This window comes from Streptomyces phaeofaciens (assembly GCF_014648915.1).
GTDB lineage: Bacteria > Actinomycetota > Actinomycetes > Streptomycetales > Streptomycetaceae > Streptomyces > Streptomyces phaeofaciens.
The window spans coordinates 61,854-84,405 of sequence record NZ_BMSA01000028.1; the positions used below are offsets into that span (position 1 = coordinate 61,854).

Below are 22,552 nucleotides of genomic sequence, written 5' to 3' on the forward strand. Positions count from 1 at the left end.
CTCTCCTCCGTCGCCGGCTTCCCTTCGATCGTCCGTCGGAACGAGGGCGGATCCCATGGGCTGCACGGGGGCGGATCGGGGCCGGTCGGCCCCCGTACGACGGCCGACCGGCCCGGTCTCCCCCGCGCGGCGCCCTGTCCGCCCGGGTCGGTCAAGGTTGCTGCGAGGAAGGGTCGTGGACGTTGGTCATGATCCCGTCCGTTCCCAGCCGCGTCGTGGCTCCCGCGCGGCGAGCCGGGGGTCGCGGCTGCGGTAGACGATGTACGGCCGGGTCAGATAGCCCAGCGGTGCGGTGAGCATGTGGACGAGCCGGGTGAACGGCCAGAAGGCGAACAGCAGCAGGGCGCTGATCGCGTGCAGCTGGAACAGGATCGGGGCACCGGTCATCGGTTCCGGGTCGGGCTGGAGGTAGAAGAGGGAGCGGAACCACGGGGAGATGGTCTCGCGGTAGTCGTATCCCCCGCCGACGGCGTTCGCGGCCACGGTGGCGGACAGGCCCAACACGATGGTCAGTGCCAGGAAGACGTACATGGCCTTGTCGTTGCGTGTGGTGGCGGAGAAGACCGGGCCGACGGTACGGCGCCGGTAGATCAGGACGGCCAGGCCGCCGAGCGTGGCGACGCCCGCGACCGTGCCGAGGACGACAGCGCCGACGTGGTACGTGTGCTCACCGACGCCGACCGCCTCCGTCCAGCTCTTGGGGATCACCAGGCCGCCGATGTGGCCGAGCAGCACGACGAGGATGCCGAAGTGGAACAGGGGGCTGCCGATGCGCAGGAGTCGCCGTTCGTACAGCTGCGAGGAGCGGGTGGTCCAGCCGAACTTGTCGTAGCGGTAGCGCCAGACGTGGCCGAGGACGAACACCGCGAGACAGACGTAGGGCAGGACGACCCACAGCAGGATGCCGCCGGTGCCCGTGTCCACCGCCAGGGTGACGGGCCGCGCGGGTGCGGTCATCGTAGGCCTCCTACGACGGGGTCGGGCAGGAACACCGGGGACGCGTACGGGTCGAGGCCGACCTGTTCTCCGGGTGGTCCCTGGGCGGCGAGGCGCATGACGGCCTCGCGGTCGCCGCCCGCGAGCCGGGGCAGGGTGGCGGAGACGGAGTCCAGCACCGGCGCCCAGGGCGAGTCGTCGTCGTTCAGTGCCAGGCGCAGCAGTTCCAGGCCGGCGCGGTGCTCGGTGAGCAGACGCGCTCCGGGGGCCGGTTCCGTGGCGGCGAATTCGAGGACGACGGCCAGGTGGTCGGGCAGTTCGTCGTCGCTCAGCCGCCGGCCGGCCTCGGCATAGGTCTGCTTCAGCCGCAGCAGGGCCATACCGCGCTTCCGGGTGTCGCCGTGGGCGTAGTAGGTCAGATAGAGGCAGCAGCGTTTGCGGTGGTCGAAGGTGGCGACGTAGTCGGCGGCCAGTTCCGGCAGCGGAGTGCGGCCGGCCCGCTCGGCGAAGCGGAGGAGGGGATCTCCCACCGGCCCGGGCTGGGTGTCGGCGACCCTGCGGGCCAGGGTGAGGTGTTCGGGGAACCGCTCGTCGGGATAGGCCAGCAGCAGCGACTGGATCTGCCAGGCCAGGCTGGTGCGGCTGTCGGCGGGGCGCTTCACGACGCCGGTCCTTCGTCGTCGGTCTCGCCGGGCGGGAAGAGGCCTGGGGGTCTGCCCCTGCCGTCCCAGTCGAGGAGGTTGACGCGGGTGGCCTTGTCGGTGGGGGCGGCCGACGTGTCGGAGGTCTGGCGGTCCCGCAGTGCCCGGTAGTTCTCCACCGCGATCGGGACGGCCCCGCCGGAGGTCTCGCCGAAGGGCCCGGACCCGCCCATGCCGGGGCCGCCCTCGTAGTCGAGACTGCATTCGGTGGCCAGTTCTTCGAGCTGGTGGGCCTGTTCGGCGTGCGCGGGCGGGATGACGTACCGCTCGTCGTACTTGGCCAGGGCCAGCAGCCGGTACATGTCGTACATCTGCTCCTCACTCATGCCGACCTCGCGGGGGATCGACGCATCGGGTTCACGGCCGAGGTTGATGTCGCGCATGTAGGCCCGCATGGCGGCCAGGCGGCGCAGCACGGCGTCGACGGGAGCCGGGTCGCCGGCGGTGAACAGCTGGGCGAGGTAGTCGACGGGGATGCGCAGGGCGTCCACGGCGGCGAACAGGTTGCGGTGGTCCTCGGCGTCACGACCGGTGTCACGGACGGCGTCGACCACCGGGGACAGCGGCGGGATGTACCAGACCATGGGCAGCGTGCGGTACTCCGGATGCAGCGGCAGGGCCATCTTGTACGTGCTGATCAGGGCGTGGACCGGGGAGCGCCGGGCAGCCTCGATCCAGTCCCGGGGGATGCCTTCCCGTTCGGCCGCGGCGATGACGTCCGGGCTGTTCGGGTCGAGGAACACCTGCCGCTGGGCCTCGTAGAGATCCTTCTCGTCGGTGGTGGAGGCGGCTTCGAGGACGCGGTCGGCGTCGTACAGGACGAGCCCGATGTAGCGCAGCCGGCCGACGCAGGTCTCCGAGCAGACGGTGGGCAGGCCGACCTCGACGCGCGGGAAGCAGAAGGTGCACTTCTCGGCCTTGCCGGTGCGATGGTTGAAGTACACCTTCTTGTACGGGCATCCGGTCACGCACATCCGCCAGCCCCGGCAGCGGTCCTGGTCGACCAGCACGATGCCGTCCTCGGTGCGCTTGTAGATGGCGCCGGAGGGGCAGGAGGCCGCGCAGGACGGGTTGAGGCAGTGCTCGCAGATGCGCGGCAGGTAGAACATGAAGGTCTGCTCGAACTCGAGCTTGATCTTCTCCGAGACCTGGTTCAGCAGGACGTCCTTCTCGCCGGTCGCGGCGGAGCCGGCGAGGTCGTCGTCCCAGTTCGCGGACCAGGAGATCTTCATGTCCTTGCCGGAGATCAGGGACTTGGGGCGGGCGACCGGGGTGTGTTCCTGGAGCGGGGCGTTGGTGAGGGTCTCGTAGTCGTACGTCCAGGGCTCGTAGTAGTCGTCGAGGGAGGGCAGCACCGGGTTGGAGAAGATCTGGACAAGCTTCTTGAACCGGCCGCCCGCCTTCAGCGTGAGCCGGCCCTTCCTGTTCAGCTCCCAGCCGCCCTTCCAGGTGTCCTGGTCCTCGTAGCGGCGCGGGTAGCCCTGGCCGGGGCGGGTCTCGACGTTGTTGAACCACACGTACTCCACGCCGGTGCGGTTGGTCCACGCCTGCTTGCAGGTGACGGAGCACGTGTGGCAGCCGATGCACTTGTCGAGGTTCATCACCATCGCCATCTGGGCCATCACGCGTCCGATGCCGGCTTCGCCACGGGGCATGTCAGTACTCCACGTCCTGGTCGGTGCGGCGGCGGACGACGGTGACCTCGTCGCGCTGGTTCCCGGTCGGGCCCAGGTAGTTGAAGGCGTACGACAACTGCGCGTATCCCCCGATGAGATGGCTGGGTTTGACCAGCAGACGGGTCAGCGAGTTGTGGATGCCGCCGCGCCGGCCCGTGGTCTCGGTGCGGGGCACGTCGATCAGCCGGTCCTGGGCGTGGTGCATGTACACCGTGCCCTGCGGCATGCGGTGGGAGACGACCGCGCGGGCGGCGACCACTCCGTTGCGGTTGACCGCCTCGACCCAGTCGTTGTCGTCCACGTCGATCTTCGCCGCGTCCTGGGTGCTCATCCAGATCGTGGGGCCGCCCCGGGACAGGGAGAGCATGAGCAGGTTGTCCTGGTACTCGGAATGGATGGACCACTTGTTGTGCGGGGTGAGGTAGCGCACCGTGACGCCGAGTTCGCCGGTCTCACCGATCCGCGGCTCGTCGAAGAGCGCGTGCATGTTCAGCGGGGGCCGGTAGACCGGGAGCTGTTCGCCGAGTGCGGTCATCCAGTCGTGGTCGAGGTAGAAGTGCTGACGGCCGGTGAGGGTGTGCCAGGGCTTGAGGCGCTCGACGTTGACCGTGAAAGGTGAGTAGCGGCGGCCGCCCGTCTCCGACCCCGACCACTCCGGGGAGGTGATCACGGGCACGGGTGCGGCCTGGGTGTCGGCGAAGGTGATCCGCTTGCCCTCGTGCTCGGCCGCCAGGTCCGCGAGCTGTCTGCCGGTGCGCGCTTCGAGGGTGCGGAAACCCTGGGTGGCGAGGTGTCCGTTGGTGGTGCCGGACAGCGCCAGGATCGCCTCGCAGGCATCGGTGTCCCGGGCGATCGAGGGGCGCCCGTCGGCTGCTCCCCCGCGTACGACGCCGTTCTTGTGCCGGAGGTGGTCCAGCTCCTGGTCGACGTGGAAGGTGACGCCCTTGGTGGTGGCGCCCAGAGTGTCGAGCAGGGGACCGAGGGCGCCCATCTTGTCGGCGACGGCGGTGTAGTCACGCTCGACGGTGACGAGTTTCGGCATGGTGCGTCCCGGCACCGGCTCGCACTCCCCCGCCTTCCAGTCCCGTACCCGGCCGTGCGGGTTGGCGAGTTCGTCGGGGGTGTCGTGCAGCAGGGGCGCGGCGACCACGTCCGTACGGACGCCGAGCCGGCCGACGGCCTGTCTGCTGAACTCCGCGGCGAGGGTGTGGAAGGCGTCCCAGTCGGTGCGGGTCTGCCACGGCGGGGCGATCGCCGGGTTGAAGGCGTGCACGAACGGGTGCATGTCCGTACTGGACAGATCGTGTTTCTCGTACCAGGTCGCGGCCGGGAGCACCACGTCCGAGTAGATGGTGGTGCTGGTCATCCGGAAGTCCAGCGTCAGCAGCAGGTCGAGCTTGCCCTCGGGAGCCTCCTCCCGCCACACCACGTCCTTCGGCCGGGCCTCCGGCGGCGCCTCGGCGGCCCGCACGGAGGAGTCGGCGCCGAGCAGGTGCCTGAGGAAGTACTCGTTGCCCTTGGCGGAAGAGCCCAGCAGGTTGGCCCGCCACACCGTCAGCACCCGCGGGAAGTTCTCCGGGGCGTCGGGGTCCTCCCCCGCGAACCGCAGCCGCCCCGCCTTGAGTTCGTCCACGACGTGTTCGGCGACGGGGCGGTCCGCGGCGGCGGCCTCGTCGGCGAGGTCGAGGGGGTTGCGGTCGAAGGTCGGGTAGGCCGGCATCCATCCCATGCGCGCGGACTGCGCGATGACGTCGGCCGTGGTCTTCCCGGTGAACGGGCCCGTACCGCGGCCGTCCGCCGCGAGGGTGTCGGCGGAGAAGGGGTCGTAGCGGAACTGGTCGCTGTGCAGGTACCAGTACGCGGTCTGGATCATCAGCCGGGCCGGCCGGTTCCAGTCCGCCGCCGTCGCGATCGCCGAGTAGCCGGTGATGGGGCGGACCTTCTCCTGGCCGACGTAGTGGGCCCAGCCGCCGCCGTTGACGCCCTGACAGCCGGTCAGCGTCGTCAGGGTCAGGAACGCCCGGTAGATGGTGTCGGAGTGGAACCAGTGGTTGGTCCCCGCCCCCATGATGATCATCGAACGGCCGCCGGACTCCTCGGCGTTGGCCGCGAACTCGCGCGCGATCCGCGTCGCCTTCCCCGCGTCCACTCCGGTGACGGCCGCCTGCCAGGCCGGGGTGTACGGCTCGGTCGCGTCGTCGTAGCCCGTGGGCCACCGGCCGGGCAGCCCGTCGCGGGCCACCCCGTACTGGGCGAGCAGCAGGTCGTACACCGTGGTCACCAGGCGCCCGGCGATCCGGTGGACGGGGACGCCGCGCCGCAGCCGGTCCGCGCTGCCGTCGGGGGCGTCGAAGCGGGGCAGCTCGACGGCGACCGGGGCCTCGCCGCCCCCCTCGACCGACAGGAGGGGGCGCGTGTCACCGAGGTCCAGGTTCCACTTGCCGGCGCCTGCCTCGCCGTAGCGGTCGCCGAGGGTGCCGTTCGGTACCACCGGCCGTCGGTCGGCCGCGTCCAGCAGTACGGTCCGGAACTGCGCGTGCTCGCTCTCGGCGTGTTCGCCCCCGAGATCGGCGGCGGTCAGGAACTTGCCCGGCCGGTAGGTGCCCGGCTCGCCCTCGGCCTCGTCGTCGCCCTCGGCCTCGTCGAGAGTGACCAGGAACGGGAGGTCCGTGTACTTCTTCACGTAGTCGGTGAAGTACGGGGTGGGCCGGTCGACGAAGAACTCCTTCAGGATCACGTGCCCCATGGCCATCGCCAGCGCTCCGTCGGTGCCCGGCTGGACCGCGAGCCACTCGTCGGCGAACTTCACGTTGTCCGCGTAGTCCGGCGACACGGCGACGACCTTCTGGCCGCGGTAGCGGGCTTCCGCCATCCAGTGCGCGTCCGGGGTACGGGTCACCGGCAGATTCGAACCCCACATGATCAGATAGCCGGCGTCCCACCAGTCCCCGGACTCCGGTACGTCGGTCTGGTCGCCGAAGACCTGCGGGGAGGCGACCGGCAGATCGGCGTACCAGTCGTAGAAGGACAGCATCACGCCGCCCAGCAGCGAGTAGAAGCGGGCGCCCGCGGCGTGGGACACCATCGACATCGCGGGGATCGGCGAGAACCCGGCCAGCCGGTCCGGGCCGTACTCCTTGATCGTGTGCACATGCGCGGCGGCGACCATCTCCACCGCCTCGTCCCAGCTCGCGCGCACCAGGCCGCCCTTGCCGCGTGCGTTCTTGTAGCGGCGTGCGCGCTCCGGGTCGGAGACGATGTCCGCCCACGCCGCCACCGGGTCCCCCAGGCGGGCCTTCGCCTCCCGGTACATCTGCAACAGCACGCCGCGTACGTACGGGTAGCGCACCCGGGTGGGCGAGTAGGTGTACCAGGAGAAGGCCGCCCCGCGCGGGCAGCCGCGCGGCTCGTACTCGGGACGGTCCGGGCCGACCGACGGGTAATCGGTCTGCTGCGCCTCCCAGGTGATGATCCCGTCCCTGACGTACACCTTCCAGGAACACGAACCGGTGCAGTTCACGCCGTGCGTGGAACGCACCACCTTGTCGTGCGACCAGCGGTCCCGGTAGAACGCGTCCGCCTGCCGGCCGCCCTTGCGGTGCAGGGTGCGCAGGTCCTCGGAGACCTCCGCACGGGTGAAGTAGCGCCGGCTGCGTACCAGCGCCTCGGCCAGTTCACCGTCCATGCCTGCTCGTGCCCGGTCCGGGCTGTCCGTGGTCACCGCAACGCTCCGCTCCCGGGCGTGCGGGCCCGTTCGAGGTCGTGAACGAATTCGGCCACGGCCGACTCTACGGCCGCGGGCTCCTCAGGGGTCGACAGCCGCGCCATGGGCGACACCTGCTCGTGGCGCGTCGTCGGTCAGGTCCGTGTGCCGTCAGGCCGTGGTACCCGCGGTGGTGTGGCGCCCACGCTGACGGCCGCGCCGACGGCCGGTGCGCGGCTCGCGCTCGCGGCTTTCGACCGCGGTACGGACCCGGGTGAGGGTGAAGACCAGTGCCGCGGCGGCCACCACCGCGAGCAGGGCGAGACCGGCTGCGTAGGTTCCGTACGCGCCGTACAGCGAGCCCATGACGAGCGGCGGCAGGAAGCCGCCCAGTCCACCCGCGGCGCCCACGACGCCGGTGACGGAGCCGACCTGGCCGGCCGGGGTCATCAGCGCCACCAGGGCGAAGGTCGCCCCGCTGGCCGCGCCGAGCGCGGCGGCCATGGCGAGGAAGGCGATGGTGCCCATCGGTGCCAGCGCCGGGGTGAACGACTGGGTCACCGCCCCGGCCACGACCACGGCCAGCGCGCCGGCGAGCACCCGGACCGGTCCCAGGCGGTCGGACAGCCAGCCACCGATCGGGCGCATCGCCACCGCCAGCAGCACGAACCCCGCCATCCGGTTCGCGGCGTCGGTCTGGGTGAGGCCGTATCCGGTCTTGAGGTAGGTGGGCAGGTAGACGGAGAAGGCGACGTAGCCGCCGAAGGCCACGGCGTACAGGGCTGCTGCCTGCCAGGTGATGCCCAGGCGGGCGGTGGCGTCCAGCCGACGGGCCAGCGGTTCGGTCGGCACGATGCGTCCGGGCGCGTCCCGCAGCAGCAGCACGGCGGCCAAGGCGTACACGGCCAGGACCGCGGCGGTGATCAGGAACGGGGTCGACATGCTGTTCGCGTCGACCAGCTTCACCGTGGTCAGGGCGCTGATCGCGGTGCCGCCCATTCCCGCGCCGAAGACGCCGATCGCGAGGCCGCGCCGTTCGGGCGGGAACCAGGCGTTCACGAAGGGGACGCCGACCGCGAAGGCGGTGCCGGCGATACCGAGGAAGAACCCCCCGACCAGCAGGGCCGTCAGTGAGGTGTGACCGGCCAGGCCGAGGTAGAGGACCGGCACGACGGTGACCGCCGACACGATCGGGAACATGACCCGTCCGCCGAGCCTGTCGGTCAGGGCGCCGACCGGGACACGGCCCAGTGAGCCGACCACGACGGGCACCGCCACCAGCAACGACTGCTGGAACGACGACAGGTCGAGGCTGTCCTTGAACCGGGGACCGAGCGGGCTGAGCAGCGCCCACGCCCAGAAGTTCACGGCGAACCCGACGGTGGCCAGGGCCAGCATCAGCCAGGCCTGGCGGGGCACCGGCGCACGTGACGGTGAACCGCCGCTCTCCGACTCCCTCGGCTGGACCATGTCGTCCGCCCCTTCCCTGTTCATAGTGGTACGGCGCCACCGGGATCGCCGGCGCACCACAGGCCCCTCCCGCTGTCGGCGGAACGGCACCCGTCACCACTGTGTGCAGCGGGGCTCGAAGGCGGTATGGGCCATCAGTCCCTACCGGGGGACGGACAGGCCCTGCCTGGGGTCGCCACCGAGGGACAGGTGGCCCCCGGTTCGGACTCGGCGACCGCCGAGGAGCGGAGCTCAGCGCACCGGGAAGCCGCAGGAGTAGCCCTGTTCCTTGAGCCAGGGGAGGATCCGGCGCAGGGCTTCGACGGTCTGGGAGCGGTCGCCGCCGGCGTCGTGGAAGAGGAGCGTCGGCCCGTTGGGCAGCTCCCGCTCGACGGTGGCGACGATGGCATCCGTGCCCGGCCGCTCGAAGTCCTTGGAGTCCACGTTCCAGCCCAGCGGGCGCATGCCCCGGGAGGCGGCCAGCTTGCGGCTGTAGGGGGTGAAGGCCCCGCCCGGCGCGCGGTAGTACATCGGCCGTACGCCCCCGGAGGCCTCGGTGATCATACGTTCGGCGTCGAGTATCTGCTGCGACTGGTAGGCCTGGGACTGCTTGTCCATGGTGGTGTCGTGCGACACCGAGTGGTCGCACAGCCTGTGCCCGGCCGCGACCACCTTCTTCACGAGGTCCGGGTGGGCCTGCGCCTGCGTTCCCACCATGCAGAACGTGGCCTTCACCCCGTACTCCCGCAGCACGTCGAGCACCTGAGGGGTCCAGACGGGGTCGGGGCCGTCGTCGATGGTGATGTTGACGCCGCGCGCCCCCTTGTCCGAGGCGTGCGCGATGGTCACCGCCACCGCCTTGACGTCATCGCTCGGCTTGGCCGACGCGCCGGCCTGAGGCGACGAGCCGCCCACGGCACCGGCCTGCGCGGTCCACACGGAGGCGCCGGCGGCCAGCACCGTCACCCCGAGTGCCGCCCCGACCATCTTGCCGTACCAGCCGCGCCCGCCGCCGTGTCGTGCCATGTCCGCCCCGCTTTCCCGCAGTTCCTCACCGACCTCGGTCGCCTTCCGACCACCTGGCAGGACGAGGGGCGGCTGCCACGGGATGCGCCTGTTACCGATCACGGACAATTCCGGGGGCGTTCGGCGACAACTCGGCGAGCAGCGGCCGTACCTGGCCGGTCGGCGCCCGATCCGGCATCCCCCGCTGCGGCGTGTCGACTTGCCGCGGCCGGCCCGGCCGCCGCTGCCCGGACCACATGGATCAATCCCGGCCGGTATCTATCGCTGTGGCTGGTTTCTGATGCATGGTGTGCGGACGGGCACCGATCCGATCCCCCCGGGAACGGTTTCCCTTCACGGGGCCCTGCCGTCCCGTGGGCGGCAGGGCCCGCCGCGCCTCCCGGCTCCCCACGGGAGGCCACGCGGCTGCCCGGATCCGGCCAACGGGGCAGCCGCCACTGCCGGTCCGCCTCGCCTCTCCCTTCTGGCATCGCCTCGCCTCCGTGCCGCGCGCGAGTTACTTCTCCGCCTGCTGACCTTCCTGGCCACCTTGGCCGGATCAGCCGGCGCGACGGTCTTCCTCGGCCGCTGACCCACCCCGCGCGCACCCCCGTCCGAGTCCGGCCGCCATGGCCGGCACAGCCCCCGGACAGCCGGGCGGCCGGACTCGGCAGCACTTCCGCACACCCACGCGAGCCCCCGCCTCCGGCGGCAGCCCTTGACGGCACTGAAACTTCTCCTCAATATTGATGAAATCATCGACCACGCGGCAGTGGCCCTCCGGGCGGCCCGAGCAGCGCCGCGCATCCGCAGTTCCGTCCTTCCGGCTCGATGCCGGGACAAACGAGAGAACGGTCCATGCTGAGGAAAGATCACACCGAGTCGCATGCCGGACCCCTGAGCGACGGCGACTCCGAGAGCACCGATGTCGTGATCGTGGGTTACGGGCCGGTCGGCGCGATGGTCGCGAACCTGCTCGGTCAGGCCGGGATCAGGACGATCGTGTTCGAGCGCGACGTCAAACCCCATTCCATGCCGCGCGCGGGCGCCACCGACGACGAGGTGCTCCGCGTCTTCCAGGCGGCCGGCCTGGCCGATCAGCTGCTCCCGCTTCTCGACCTGGGCCAGAGCACGCAGTTCCGCTCCGCACGCAGCGTCCCGCTGGTGACGATGCGTCCCCGAGGAGGCCGCAACGGGTTCCCGAAGCTCGCGTTCTTCTACCAGCCCGACCTCGAGCGAGTGCTCCACGAAGGGATCGCCCGGTACCCCCATGTCGCCGTCCGGACGGGCGTCCGCGTCGAGGGGCTCCACGAGGACGACGACGGCGTGACGGTGTGGACCCGCGGCGGCGCCCACGGCCGGCAGAAGGCGACCCGGGCGCGCTACGTCGTGGCCTGTGACGGCGGTCGAAGCACCGTCCGCAACCTCCGCTGCATCGCGTTCACCGGCTCCACCTACGCACAGCCGTGGCTCGTCGTCGACGCCAAACTGGAGGCCCCGCTGACAGACGTCACGTCCTTCCAGTTCATCGGCGACCCGGACCGTCCGGCCGTGACGCTGCCCCTGCCCGGAACGCACCACCGCTGGGAGTTCATGGTTCTCCCGGGAGAGGACCGGACCGAGTTCGCGACGCTGGAGAACGCACGGCGGCTCGTCTCCCCGTGGGTCGACCCCGACCGCATCACCATCCTCCGGCACATCGTCTACACCTTCCACGCCCGCACCGCGGCCCGGTGGCGCTCGGGCCGTGTGCTTCTCGCCGGCGACGCGGCACACCTGATGCCGCCCTTCGCCGGGCAGGGACTCGGCTCAGGCCTGCGTGACGCGCACAACCTGGCCTGGAAGCTCGCGGCCGTCGTCGCGGACGACGCCGACCCGTCGTTGCTCGACAGCTACGAGACCGAGCGACGCCCCCACGTCACGCGCATGACCTGGCTGACACGCTTCTCCGGCGCCCTGGTCCAGACCCGCCACCGCCGCGTCGCCACGGTCCGGGACGTGATGCTGACGAAGATGGCACGCCTGCCCTACTTCACCGAAGGACGGTTCAAGCCCGACCTTCGGTACTCGTCCGGAGCGTTCGAGACTTCTCCACGCCGCGCCGGCGCGGGACACGCGTTCCCGCAGCCCACGGTCCGCACACCGGAGGGACGGATGGTGCCCCTCGACGACCTGATCGGCGGCGGCTGGGCCCTGATCGGTCGCGATCTCGATCCACAGGTCCACCTGAGCTCGGAGAGTCGGGCGCTCTGGGACACTCTCGGCACCCCCTACCTCTCCCTCGGCCGACCCGGCCGGCGCCGGGCACGCCACGAGGCCGGCACCATCGCGGTCGAGGACCTCGACGGCCACGCGCTCGACTTCTTCCGCCGACACGGCGGCGACTTCGCGATCGTACGACCGGACCGCATCGTGTTCGCGATGCCGGACATCCGCGAGCTCGACCACGCGGCAGACCTGTACAGGGCACTGATCCGTGGGAAGTCCCGCCGCCACCCCCTGCCGCGGTCGTCGGTCTGACGTATCGCCTCACCGACGGCAACGCCCGCCCGGTCACCTCCCGCGGCCTCCACCTGGACGCGGACCCGGAACCCGTCTCCGACACGGCCACGACGAACCGATGAGCGCCGCTGCGCCACAGGCCGGGCCCGACCTGACCGTCGACGGCACCGGCCTGCTCTGCGTCACCCTTCTGCTCCGTCTGGTCAAGCGGATCGACGGGGCACGGCCGGGCACGCTGGTCCACGTGATCGCCACCGACCCCGCCGCGCCCCTCGACCTGCCTGCCTGGTGCCACATGACCGGCCACACCTACGTCGGTCCCGTCCCCGGCCGACAGCAGATGTACGCCGTCCGGCTCGCCGCCGGCGCCCGCGCCACCCGCACGGACGCGCCGTGGCACCCGGTCCGGGCCGGTTCGCAGGAGCCTCAGGGCCGGTGAGACCGGCCGGCGTCGGCCCGGGCGGGCCGGTCCGGGCTCCCTTGCCACGTTCGGCTCACCGCCGCGGGAAGCCCCGGCAGGGCGACACGCGTCTCTCGGGGTGCGGACTCACGGGGTGCGGAAGCCCTGGAAGGTCACCTGTCTGCGGGTCTCGAAGCCGAGCCGCTCGTAGAGCGCGATCGCGGCGGTGTTCGCCTCGGCCACGTGCAGGAAGGGCTGTTCGCCGCGCTCCAGGATCCGGGCGACGAGCGCCCTGATCAGACGGGCGGCGAGGCCGCGCCCGCGGGCCTCCGGGGCGGTGCAGACGGCGCTGATCTCGGCCCAGCCCGGGGGACGCAGCCGCTCCCCCGCCATGGCCACCAGCGTGCCGTTCTCGCGGATGCCGAGGTAGGTGCCGAGTTCGTGGGTGCGCGGCCAGAACGGGCCCGGCCGGGTGCGCGCGACGAGGTCGATCATCTCGGGCACGCTGTCCGCGTCGAGCTCGACCACGGCCGGTCCGGTCTCGGCGTCAGCGTGATCCGGCACGCCGTCGGCGGACAGGATCAGCTGGCGTCCCTCCAGGTGGAAGACCGGCTTCCAGTCGGACGGCGGGGCGGCCGGGTTGCTGAACATGTCGGCGAGTTCGCCCGGTCCCAACAGCGCCGCGAGGTCGGCCCATTCCGCCGCGTCCGGTTCGGCGGACACCGTCGAGAACGACGCCACCTCGGGCAGGTAGGTGGCGGCCCGGCCGAGCCGGCGGGCGAACCGTGCGTGGCTGCTGCCGAGCGATTCGCCCACCGGGTCGTCGAGTACCAGGTCGTCGCGGTTCACCGTCTTGGTGTCCCCTCGTGTCGTACGCGGTTCGTCATCGCCGGCGCTCGACCGTCCCGGCGCTCGACCGGCCCGCCCCTCTACCGGCCCAGGGGAACGGTGATCATAGCCAACGGGCCATCAGGTGCCGTCCGCCGAGCCGTCCCCTGCGCGAGCGGAGGCGTGGGCCCGCCTCCTTCGTGCTCGGCGGCCGCCGCCGACATCGCCGACACCTTCTACACCCATCTCACCGACGACGAGGGGAGCATCGACACCGGCCGGGCCGCACACGCCCTGCACACCACCCTGCGCGACCGACGGCCCCTCGCCCCCGCCCTGTGGGCCGCCCACCTGCACACCAGCGCCTGACTCCACCTCTGTGAGACAGCTGGGCGGCGCCTTCCCGGGCCGTCGGCTCACCGACACGGCACCGGGCATTCTCGCCATGACACGCCGTCAAAATCGTAGATGGCGGGGGAAATCCGCCTATGGTGACGTGGTCCGTCGGCCGTCGAGAGGGCACGAAGCAGTGCCGCGCGCCCGCGTGACCGCCCTCGCTCAGGTAACGGCGGAACGGTTCCCGCACGGTGCTCAGCAACCCCTGGGGGATGGAAGCATGTCGAGATCCCAGCCTCAGGTCAGGTCCGACCGCCCGTGGTACGCCGTCGCGGCGGTGGTGTTCGCGGTGGGCATGGCCGGCACGACGCTGCCCACCCCGCTGTACGTGCTCTATCGCGAGGAGATCGGCTTCTCGCCCTTCATGGTCACGGTGATCTTCGCCGTCTACGCCGTCGGTGTGATCGCCGCGCTGCTGGTGGCGGGCAACTTCTCGGACGTCCTGGGCCGCCGCCCGGTGATCTTCGCCGCGCTGGTGCTGTCCGTGCTCTCCGCGGTCTGTTTCCTCTTCGAGGACGGACTGGTGCTGCTGTTCCTGGGACGGCTGCTGTCGGGTTTCGCGGCCGGGCTGCTCAGCGGGGCCGCAACCGCCGCCGTCACCGAACTGGCCGCACCGGCCGAGCGATCGAAGGCCGCGTTCGCCGCCACCGCGGCGAACATGGGCGGGCTGGGCTGCGGAGCGCTCCTGTCCGGGATCCTCGCCGAGTACGCCCCCTACCCGCTCAAGCTGCCCTACCTGGTCCATCTCGGCCTGCTGGCCGTCGGCATGCTCCTGGTCGCCGTGCTGCCGGAGTCCGTGGAACGCCCGGAGCCTCGGCCGGCCCTGCGCCCGCAGGGCATGGTCGTACCGTCACAGACCCGCCCGGTGTTCGTGCCGGCCGCGCTGGCCTCCTTCGCCGGCTTCTCGGTACTGGGACTGTTCACCGCGGTCGCTCCGTCGTTCGCCGCGCAGTACCTGGGCGTGGACAACCTGGCCGTGGCCGGTGCGATCGTGCTCGTGGTGTTCATGGCGTCGACGGCCGGCCAACTGCTCATGGACCGTGTCGGCCCGGTCCGAGCCCTCCCGCTGGGCTGTACGGTCCTGGTCGGCGGCCTGGTCCTGATCGGCTCCTCCCTGCTGGTGGAGTCGCTCGGGGTGCTGGTCGCGGGCGCCGTCGTCGCCGGTATCGGGCAGGGGATGTCGTTCCGGGCCTCGGTCGCCGAGGTCTCCCGGGTCGCCCCCGCCCAGCAGCGCGGTGCGACGATCTCCGCGCTCTTCGTCGCCGCCTATGTCGGCATCTCCCTGCCCGTGGTCGGGATCGGCGCGCTCGCGGTGGCCCTGGGACTGCGCGGTGCCGGACTGATCTTCGTCGGGTGCGTGATCGTCGTCGCCGCGGCCGTCGCGCTCTACCTCGCCCGTCGGACCGAGCCCGCGACGGCGCGCTGATGCCGTCGGCCGGTCGGCCGGCGTGATGCGCGGGACCGCGTGCCCACCGGACGCGGGCAGAACGACGGTCAGGACCGATCCGCCTCTTCACGTGAGCCGCTGCCGTAGGAGCTGTTCCAGGCGATCGCCAGGACGAGGACCGTACCGATCGCCGTGCCGGCGAGCTCGCAGGCCGCACGGACAAGCAGGTCAGAGCGGTCGGTGACGGCCCAGTCCCGGCCCGCGTACAGCGATATGTCCGTCACTTGCTCCTCATCGGCGGCGAACGACAGGCCGCCGATCTCGCCGCTGCCCCGCTGCCCATCGGGCAGACGCCACGTGCCGCGGCATGGGCGTACCCACTCGCAGTGCACGTACCCTTCCGTCTTCGCCGGATGCCCGTCGAAGAACCGGTAGGTGTTCCTCGCTGCGAACCACAACGGCAGCGCGAGACCGCACAGGGCCAGGAACAGGACCACCCGGGACAACGGCTTGAGCCCACGCACCAGTTCGCCACTCCATGACGACGGGCCCACGCCCCACCACCTCACCGTGTCTGATCGCCGAACATGCTCCGGGTCTCGGATACGGCAGGCTACTCACGCGGTACCGCCCCCACGGCCGCGGGTGGCCCTTGTCCGCCCGTACATGCCGCCGCGAGGGCGGGCAGACGCCGCCCTCCGGCCTCGCGCACCGCAGCCCGCGGGCCCGGGCGCGGCCTCGGGAATGCCCGGACCGGATCCGGCGTTGCACCGCGTGGCTGGCATGCACGGGTCAGCCCTGATCAAGGAAGGACGTCATGGCTCGCACCGATTCACGCCCTGTCGTCAAGCTGCGGTCCACGGCCGGGACCGGTGTCACCTATGTGACGCGCAAGAGCCGCTTCAACGACCCCGACCGGCTCGTACTGCGCAAGTACGACCACGTCGTCGGCCGTCACGTGCTGTTCCGCGAGGAACGCTGAACGAACAGGAGGACAACGCCATGAAGGTCCGCAGTTCGCTGCGCTCACTGAAGGCCAAGCCCGGATCCCAGGTCGTCCGCCGCAAGGGCGTCACCTTCGTCATCAATCGCAAGGACCCCCGCTTCAAGGCCCGCCAGGGCTGACACGAGCGGAGAGGTCCGACGGCCCCGGTCCGCACGCCGGCGGGCCGGGGCCGCCGCCGGTCGACCACGGCCGGTCGCCGGGCCGTCACGCGCGGTCCGGGGACGGCCGACGCCGACAGCGGGTGGCGCGCGGTGGGGCCACCTGGCGCGCCGAGGACGGCGAACCGCTGGATCACCGTGGCGTTCCTGTCCTGGCGCGGGCGAGGTTCACGCCACTGGCGATGATCCCGATGTGGCTGAACGCCTGAGGGAAATTGCCCATGAACTCTCCGGTGGACGGATCGATCTGCTCCGACAGCAGCCCCAGCGGACTCGCCCGGGCACAGAGCGAGGCGTAGAGCCGTTCGGCCTCCTCGATCCGGCCCTGGCCGATCAGGTTGTCGACCAGCCAGAAACTGCACAGCACGAAGGCTCCCTCGTCGCCGGACAGCCCGTCGGGTGATTCCTCGTGCAGGTAGCGGTAGAGGAGTCCGTCGCCCGCGGACAGGCGTTCCGCGACGGCCTTGGCGGTCGCCACCATCCGCGGGTGATCCACCGGCACCACCCGGCGCAGCGGGAGCGCGAGCAGGCTGGCGTCCAGGACGCCGCCGCCGTCCAGGTGTGCGCTCAGGGTCTGCGCGTCCTCGTCCCACGACCGCTCCAGGATGAGCCGCCGCAGCTGGTCGGCCGAGGCCCGCCACGAAGCGATCCGTCCCGGCAGCCCGAGCCGCTCGCCCATCCGCGCGGCCCGGTCCAGAGCCACATGGCACAGTCCGGCCGAGTAGGTGAAGGTCCGGCCTTCGCTGCGCACCTCCCAGATGCCTTGGTCCGGCTGCCGCCAGGCCTTCTCCGCCGTGTCGGCCAGCTCGCTCAGGCCGGCCCACAGCTCGGGCCGGATCTCACCGCCGGAGAGCAGCCACTGGTCGGCGCAGTCCAGGATCTCGCCGTAGACGTCATGCTGGAGCTGGTCGGCCGCGCCGTTGCCCCAGCGCACCGGGCTGGAGCGCCGGTAGCCCTCCAGCTCGCCGTCCTCGACCTCGTCGGGCACCGGTTCGCCCCGGAGGTCGTACATGATCAGGGGCCGTCGGCTGTATTCGAAGGCGTCGAGAACCCAGCCGAGGAAGGCGTCGGCCTCGCCCCGGAAGCCGATGCGGCGCAGGGCGAACACGGCGAAGGCCGCGTCGCGGATCCAGGCATAGCGGTAGTCCCAGTTGCGGATCCCGCCGATGGGCGCGGGCAGGGAGGAGGTGGGGGCCGCGACCAGCGATCCATTGGTCCAGTCGTCGCACAGTTTCAATGTCAGCGCGGCGCGCCTCACCAGGAGTTCTTCGGGGCCGGCGTAGGCGAAGTGTGCCATCCAGCGGTGCCATGCGCCGATGGTTCTCTCCAGCATCGCGTCGGTGTCGAGCCGGTGGTGACGATGGAAGCGGCCCCAGGACAGCACGAGATCAAGGCGGTCGCCCTGGCGCAGGTCGTGCGTGCTGTGCAGGCCCGTCAGGGAACGGTTGGACCGCAGGTGGAGCCGTAGATCCGGCCGCCGGGAGGGTCGCACCTCCAGCCCGCTGAACAATGCGCTCGCCTGCGCGCCACCGCGCGGCTCCATGTCCACTCGCAGGCGTACGGTGCCGTCCAGCACGACCGCCGACCGCACGAGTTCGGACCGGTCGGCCGGTGTGTCATCGGTGAGATCGGCACCCGAGCGCAGGGCCAGCGCGTCGGTGACGCGCACCAGTCCGGTGGTACTGCGCATCTCGGTCGTCAGTACGCCGGTGTCCGGGACGTAGCGCTGGCGCGCCTCCACCAGATCCTCCGGCGCCAGGGTGAAATGCCCGCCCCGCGCCTGATCCAGCAGTCCGCAGAACAGCGGTTCGGCATCGAACCGGGGCAGGCACATCCAGGGGATGGAGCCGTCCAGACCGACCAGCGCGGCGGTTGTGCCGTCCCCGATGAGGCCGAGGTCCTCCAGCGGCAGGTAGCCGTTCCGTCGGCGGACCGGCCGGAACGGTGGATCGGGATCGTGCATGCCGCCTCGTTTCCACAGCGTCGTGAGCAGCCGTGCGCCCGCCCTGCTGCGCAGTGAGTGATCACGACGTTCGCGACGCCTTCGAGCTTCTTCTCCGCGATCCTGCCCACCGGGCGGTCGTCCGGCAGGCTGCTTGTCTGTCACCCTTCCGGGGGCCGTGACGGTGTGCGATCCGGCCGCCCCGGCGGTCATGCGTTCCGGTGAAAAGGGAGGGCCGCTCGGCGCAGACGGTGTTTCCTCCGGCTCCCTCGCGTCTCACCCCCTGTGGGCGCGAAGCAGGGTCTCGGGCCAGCGCGTGCCGAAGATGCGTTCGCCGGCCGCAGTCACCCGGTCGGACGACGACACGTCTCGACTCCGACCGAAGGGACGGCACGATCACCGCTGTGATCACGCCTGGTGAGACGGCTGCGGGCAGCGGCGTGCGGGCCCCGGACCTGACCGCTCACGCGGTGCCGCGGGCGTACGGCGCGGCTAGTGTCGAGACGGCGTTCCACGCCGGACGGTGTGGTCATGGGCGCCGGTCCCAGTTGCCCGAAGGAGCGTGGTCGGTGTGGCCCGGAATCGCCAATTGATCCTGAGCTCGCCGGCAGAGGTCTGGGCCCTGCTGTCCGACGGCCGACGCTACGGGGAATGGGTGTCGGGGACGCAGGAGGTCACCGCCGCGGACGCGCACTGGCCGGACGTGGGTGCCCGACTGCGCGTCCGGGTCGGCGTCGGTCCTCTGGTCCTCGACGACACCTGTGTCGTACGCATCTGTGAGCCGCAACGCCGTCTGGAACTGGAAGCGAAGGCCGATCCCTTCGGAGCCGCCCGCATCGCCATGCGTTTGATCCCCTGGGGCGAGAACACCCTCTTCGTTCTCGACTGGCATCCCCTGCGGGGTCCGGGTATCCGGATGCATGGACTCCCGGTGGACTACGTCGTCAGGATCCGCAACGGCATGATGCTGACGAAGCTGGCCCGGATCGCGGTACGCGAGCACAGCCGCAGCGCCGAGGCCACCGCGCGGAACACCCGGAGCGGATGAGAGGGGCTTCTCCCACCAGAGCCTGAAGCCGCTCCAGTACGAATCCCGTCCGTGCAACTGCCGGCAGTACATCGGCCCGGAACCACTCGGTCTCGTAAGCGCCCCGGAGATCACCGACCCACGCTGAGAGGGACGCCCGGGGGCGGGCCGAGCGGCGCCATGGAACATATCAAGCCATAGCCAGTCATGATGGTCGCAGCCATGAAGGGCACCCCTTCAACTCCGTCCATTTAATTGATTGTTGGACTCCAGACACTAGGCAAGGGGGGTCGCGACGCCGACCATTCTTGTCATGAACCTGCGGCCCGACGGGCGCGCCGCAGCGTCCTGGAGGTGTGGGATGCACCGAAGACTCGCCACCTGCCTTGCCGCCTCGGCGGTGGCTCTGGCCACCGTCACCGCAACCGCCACAGCCGCAAGCGCCGCCCCTGCCGACAAACCCCAAGTCCTCTCCAACTGGACCCAGACCACCGCCTCCAGCTACAACACCTGGGTGGCCGCACGCGCGAACCAGGGCGCCTGGTCGGCGTACGCGTTCGACTGGTCCACCGACTACTGCTCCTCGTCACCGGACAACCCCTTCGGCTTCCCGTTCGCCACCTCATGCGCCCGCCACGACTTCGGCTACCGCAACTACAAGGCCGCCGGCGCCTTCGACGCCAACAAGTCCCGCCTGGACAGCGCCTTCTACGAAGACCTCAAGCGCGTCTGCGCCGCCTACAGCGGCGCGACCAAATCCAGCTGCAACAGCACGGCCTGGACCTACTACCAGGCGGTCAACGCGCTCGGCTGAACCGTTGGTGATGAGCCGTCGGCCACATCCGACAGTCACTCTCAACTCCTTGCGGGATCCGCCGCTTCCAGCGCGGCCGCCGCCTTCGCCGTCCACTGCCGAGGTGCCCTAGAGTCGCCGCATGCGACGAAGGACAGGCGTGGCACTGGCCGGGGCGGCGGCCCTCGCCTGGGGCGAGTGGGTGAACTGGCGCTGGTCCCGGGCCCTCGTGGGGAACGCGGAGGGCCCGGCCGAGGCCGTGGTCGTCCTGGGATTCCGGAACCCCCAGGCGTCGGCGAACCTCGTCAACCGCTGGCGAGTCCGTGCCGGAGTCCGCTCCATCGGCGCCGACGATCCGCGGGGCACTCGCGTGATCTTCAGCGGCGGTGCGACCGACAACGCCATCGCGGAAGCACAGTTGATGGCCGACTACGCGAAATCGGTGCTCGCCTTCAAGGGCCCCCTGGTCCTCGAAGACCGAAGCGGGACGACCTGGGAGAACATCACGAACGTGATCCCGGTGCTCGAGGACATCGACCGCATCAAGATCGTCTCCCAGCCGGCTCACGCGCTCAAGGCCCGCGCGTACTTGCGGCGGCAGCGCCCTGATCTCGCCGACAGACTCGTTCGTGCGGACGACTACCGCCCCGGCGAGTGGACGATCGTCAAACCACTGCTGGCCCTGTACGGCCTCTGGACACTCCGCGGTCTCACAGCCGGCGAACGGAGGGGCACGGGGTAGACAGCCGCTGCCGCGCCGGCATCACCAGATGGTGGCCAGCCATGCAGTCACGGCCGCGGTGGCGATGAGCCCGACATTGAGGGTGATCCGGCGGTCCTCGCCGGTCAGGTGGACGGCGATCGCGCCGATCTGCAGGAGCACGAGCCCCAGGGCCGCGGCCGGTGCCAGCCAGGCTGCGGTTCCGGTCAGTGGCGGCAGGATCAGCCCCGTCGCACCGAGTATTTCGAGCGCCCCCAGCGCCCGGACGGCGGGCAGGGGGATGCGGTCGACCCAGGCCATCATCGGGCGAAGTCGATCGCGACTGCGGATCACCTTCATCGCGCCCGAATAGATGTAGAAGAGGGCAAGGAGTCCGGCGACGATCCAGTATGCGATGTTCATGATTCCTCTCCGCGTCAGCGACTGCACGTGACCCGTCGGGCGATGTCGTTCCGCCGGCTTCAGGTGAGGTCGGTGGCGGGTTCGGTCGCGTAGCGGCTCATCACCTCGATGCCGGCCTGCGGCGTCAGGGGCCGGCCACCGGCGATGACGTTCTGCAGGTCTCGGAAGTACTGCACGTACAGGTCGGGGGTGAACGTGCTGAGCATGACGGCGGGTTGGTCGGTCAGGTTGGCGAAGGTGTGGGGGACGCCCGGCGGGACCATCACGAGCGTGCCCGTGGTGGCGTCGTACTCCTTGTCCCCGACGGTGAACCGCACCGTGCCGGAGACGATGTAGAAGCCCTCGTCTTGCTGGGCGTGGCGGTGCTGCGGCGGTCCGGGGGTGTGCGGGGCGAGGACGGACTCGGCGATTCCGAGGCGGTGTCCGGTATGGCTGCCGTCTTCGAGGACGCGCATGCGCGTGGTGCCCAGGACGATCGTTTCGCCCTCGTCGGGGCCTACCACCGATACGGCGGGGTGGCCCTGCGGTCCACCGGTCGTGGATTCGTCGTTCATGCCCCGAGTGCACAGCCCGGGCCCTGCGGCTGTCCAAGACCTGTTCCGCGATGCCCATACCGTGTGGGTATCGTCGCAGCATGGAGCTACGCACCCTGCGCTACTTCGTGGCGGTCGCCGAGGAACTCCACTTCGGCCGGGCCGCCGCCCGACTGCACATGAGCCAGCCGCCGCTGAGCCGGGCGATCAAGCAGTTGGAGACCGAGGTCGGTGCCCTGTTGTTCACCCGCTCGCCTTCCGGCGTCGCGCTCACACCGGTGGGCGCAGTGCTGCTGGCCGAGGCGCGGGCCCTGCTCGACCAGGCCGACCGCCTCCGCGCACGCGTGACCGCGGCGGCCGGCGTCGCGACCATCACCGTGGGCATCCTGGGCGACAGCACCGACCCCGGGGCGACGAGGCTGGCCGCCGCCTACCGTCGAAGTCACCCCGGAATCGACGTCCGCATCCGTGACACCGACCTGACCGACCCGACCTGCGGACTGCGCGCCGGGCTGGTCGATGTCGCCCTGACTCGGGCGCCGTTCAACGAGACCGCCCTGACCGTGCGCGAACTGCGTAGCGATCCGGTGGGCGTCGTGCTGCGCGCCGACGATCCGCTGGCCCGCCGCGGACACCTGCTGTTGGCAGACCTGGGCGACCGCCGCTGGTTCCAGTTCCCGCAGGGAACCGACCCGATCTGGCAGTCGTACTGGAACGGCGGCGAGCCGCGCGAGGGCCCCGTGGTGCGCGCCGTCCAGGAATGCCTGCAAGCCGTGCTGTGGAACGGCACCGTCGGCCTGGCCCCGCTCGGCCACGACCTGCCCGCGGAGCTGACCGCGGTACCGCTGATCGACATGGCGCCGAGCCGAGTGGTGGCGGTGTGGAACGAGGGTGACACCAACCCGTTGATCCGGCCGTTCGTCGAGATGGCGACGGCCGCGTACGGTCACTGATCACCTGGCCCTCCGCCGCATCCGGAAGGACGCC

General features: G+C 70.9%; 21 protein-coding genes. 10 read left to right on the forward strand and 11 right to left on the reverse strand.

The window, feature by feature from the left end; all coding sequences use genetic code 11:
• Positions 1 to 186: 186 nt before the first annotated feature.
• The 6 genes from narI to IE275_RS35740 form a co-directional block, all read right to left on the reverse strand.
• Complete coding sequence (narI, locus tag IE275_RS35715) at positions 187 to 957, reverse strand: respiratory nitrate reductase subunit gamma (RefSeq protein WP_189716803.1); 771 nt, start codon at positions 955 to 957, stop codon at positions 187 to 189.
• On the reverse strand, positions 954 to 1,598 hold the full coding sequence (gene narJ, locus IE275_RS35720) for a nitrate reductase molybdenum cofactor assembly chaperone (protein WP_189716804.1): 645 nt from the start codon (positions 1,596 to 1,598) through the stop codon (positions 954 to 956). Before narJ ends, narI begins: the two co-directional genes overlap by 4 nt.
• Entirely contained in the window at positions 1,595 to 3,292 is a 1,698-nt protein-coding gene (gene narH, locus IE275_RS35725) for a nitrate reductase subunit beta (RefSeq protein WP_189716805.1), read from the reverse strand. The genes narJ and narH overlap by 4 nt, the downstream gene beginning before the upstream one ends.
• A 1-nt stretch (position 3,293) precedes the next feature.
• Positions 3,294 to 6,998 carry a nitrate reductase subunit alpha gene (locus tag IE275_RS35730; RefSeq protein ID WP_189716876.1) on the reverse strand — a complete coding sequence of 1,235 codons (3,705 nt, stop codon included), beginning with the start codon at positions 6,996 to 6,998 and terminating at the stop codon, positions 3,294 to 3,296.
• Positions 6,999 to 7,187: 189 nt separating this feature from the next.
• Positions 7,188 to 8,486, reverse strand: a complete 1,299-nt coding sequence (locus IE275_RS35735) for an MFS transporter (protein WP_189716806.1) — start codon at positions 8,484 to 8,486, stop codon at positions 7,188 to 7,190.
• 231 nt (positions 8,487 to 8,717) lie between these two features.
• The gene (locus tag IE275_RS35740) at positions 8,718 to 9,491 is read right to left on the reverse strand and encodes a polysaccharide deacetylase family protein (protein ID WP_189716807.1); all 774 of its coding nucleotides are present in this window, start codon (positions 9,489 to 9,491) and stop codon (positions 8,718 to 8,720) included.
• An 837-nt stretch (positions 9,492 to 10,328) separates the two neighbouring features.
• Here IE275_RS35740 and mhpA point away from each other — a divergent pair.
• Positions 10,329 to 11,990 (forward strand): bifunctional 3-(3-hydroxy-phenyl)propionate/3-hydroxycinnamic acid hydroxylase MhpA, encoded by a 1,662-nt coding sequence (gene mhpA / locus IE275_RS35745; protein WP_189716808.1) that lies wholly within the window; start codon positions 10,329 to 10,331, stop codon positions 11,988 to 11,990.
• Positions 11,991 to 12,090: 100 nt separating this feature from the next.
• Entirely contained in the window at positions 12,091 to 12,411 is a 321-nt protein-coding gene (locus IE275_RS35750; RefSeq protein WP_189716809.1) for a sulfurtransferase TusA family protein, read from the forward strand.
• 108 nt (positions 12,412 to 12,519) lie between these two features.
• Here the strand turns inward: IE275_RS35750 and IE275_RS35755 are convergent, their stop codons facing one another.
• Positions 12,520 to 13,221, reverse strand: coding sequence for a GNAT family N-acetyltransferase (locus IE275_RS35755; protein WP_189716810.1), 702 nt, complete (start codon positions 13,219 to 13,221; stop codon positions 12,520 to 12,522).
• Between the two features lie 162 nt (positions 13,222 to 13,383).
• Here IE275_RS35755 and IE275_RS35760 point away from each other — a divergent pair, with 162 nt between their 5' ends.
• Both IE275_RS35760 and IE275_RS35765 read left to right on the forward strand, forming a co-directional pair.
• On the forward strand, positions 13,384 to 13,569 hold the full coding sequence (locus IE275_RS35760; protein ID WP_189716811.1) for a hypothetical protein: 186 nt from the start codon (positions 13,384 to 13,386) through the stop codon (positions 13,567 to 13,569).
• Positions 13,570 to 13,816: 247 nt separating this feature from the next.
• Positions 13,817 to 15,022 carry an MFS transporter gene (locus tag IE275_RS35765; RefSeq protein WP_189716812.1) on the forward strand — a complete coding sequence of 402 codons (1,206 nt, stop codon included), beginning with the start codon at positions 13,817 to 13,819 and terminating at the stop codon, positions 15,020 to 15,022.
• Positions 15,023 to 15,090: 68 nt separating this feature from the next.
• Here IE275_RS35765 and IE275_RS35770 read toward each other — a convergent pair whose 3' ends face one another.
• The gene (locus IE275_RS35770) at positions 15,091 to 15,507 is read right to left on the reverse strand and encodes a hypothetical protein (protein WP_189716813.1); all 417 of its coding nucleotides are present in this window, start codon (positions 15,505 to 15,507) and stop codon (positions 15,091 to 15,093) included.
• A gap of 293 nt (positions 15,508 to 15,800) precedes the next feature.
• On the opposite strand from IE275_RS35770, the gene rpmG reads away from it, so the two are divergent.
• Together rpmG and ykgO are read left to right on the forward strand one after the other, a co-directional pair.
• Complete coding sequence (gene rpmG / locus IE275_RS35775) at positions 15,801 to 15,965, forward strand: 50S ribosomal protein L33 (protein WP_189716814.1); 165 nt, start codon at positions 15,801 to 15,803, stop codon at positions 15,963 to 15,965.
• A gap of 20 nt (positions 15,966 to 15,985) precedes the next feature.
• Entirely contained in the window at positions 15,986 to 16,108 is a 123-nt protein-coding gene (gene ykgO / locus IE275_RS35780) for a type B 50S ribosomal protein L36 (protein WP_189716815.1), read from the forward strand.
• A 172-nt stretch (positions 16,109 to 16,280) separates the two neighbouring features.
• Here ykgO and IE275_RS35785 read toward each other — a convergent pair whose 3' ends face one another.
• The gene (locus IE275_RS35785; RefSeq protein ID WP_189716816.1) at positions 16,281 to 18,110 is read right to left on the reverse strand and encodes a glycoside hydrolase family 15 protein; all 1,830 of its coding nucleotides are present in this window, start codon (positions 18,108 to 18,110) and stop codon (positions 16,281 to 16,283) included.
• 550 nt (positions 18,111 to 18,660) lie between these two features.
• Between IE275_RS35785 and IE275_RS35790 the strand changes: the two genes are divergently transcribed.
• The 3 genes from IE275_RS35790 to IE275_RS35800 all read left to right on the forward strand — a co-directional run bounded on the left by IE275_RS35790 (position 18,661) and on the right by IE275_RS35800 (position 20,651).
• The gene (locus IE275_RS35790) at positions 18,661 to 19,137 is read left to right on the forward strand and encodes an SRPBCC family protein (RefSeq protein WP_189716817.1); all 477 of its coding nucleotides are present in this window, start codon (positions 18,661 to 18,663) and stop codon (positions 19,135 to 19,137) included.
• Positions 19,138 to 19,477: 340 nt separating this feature from the next.
• Positions 19,478 to 19,930: a phospholipase gene (locus IE275_RS35795; protein WP_189716818.1), complete on the forward strand. Its 453-nt coding sequence runs from the start codon at positions 19,478 to 19,480 to the stop codon at positions 19,928 to 19,930.
• 121 nt (positions 19,931 to 20,051) lie between these two features.
• Entirely contained in the window at positions 20,052 to 20,651 is a 600-nt protein-coding gene (locus tag IE275_RS35800) for a YdcF family protein (RefSeq protein WP_189716819.1), read from the forward strand.
• A 21-nt stretch (positions 20,652 to 20,672) separates the two neighbouring features.
• Here IE275_RS35800 and IE275_RS35805 read toward each other — a convergent pair whose 3' ends face one another.
• Entirely contained in the window at positions 20,673 to 21,032 is a 360-nt protein-coding gene (locus tag IE275_RS35805) for a DoxX family protein (RefSeq protein ID WP_189716820.1), read from the reverse strand.
• A 59-nt stretch (positions 21,033 to 21,091) separates the two neighbouring features.
• Complete coding sequence (locus IE275_RS35810; RefSeq protein ID WP_189716821.1) at positions 21,092 to 21,586, reverse strand: cupin domain-containing protein; 495 nt, start codon at positions 21,584 to 21,586, stop codon at positions 21,092 to 21,094.
• 80 nt (positions 21,587 to 21,666) lie between these two features.
• On the opposite strand from IE275_RS35810, the gene IE275_RS35815 reads away from it, so the two are divergent.
• On the forward strand, positions 21,667 to 22,518 hold the full coding sequence (locus tag IE275_RS35815; protein WP_189716822.1) for a LysR family transcriptional regulator: 852 nt from the start codon (positions 21,667 to 21,669) through the stop codon (positions 22,516 to 22,518).
• Positions 22,519 to 22,552 lie beyond the last annotated feature (34 nt).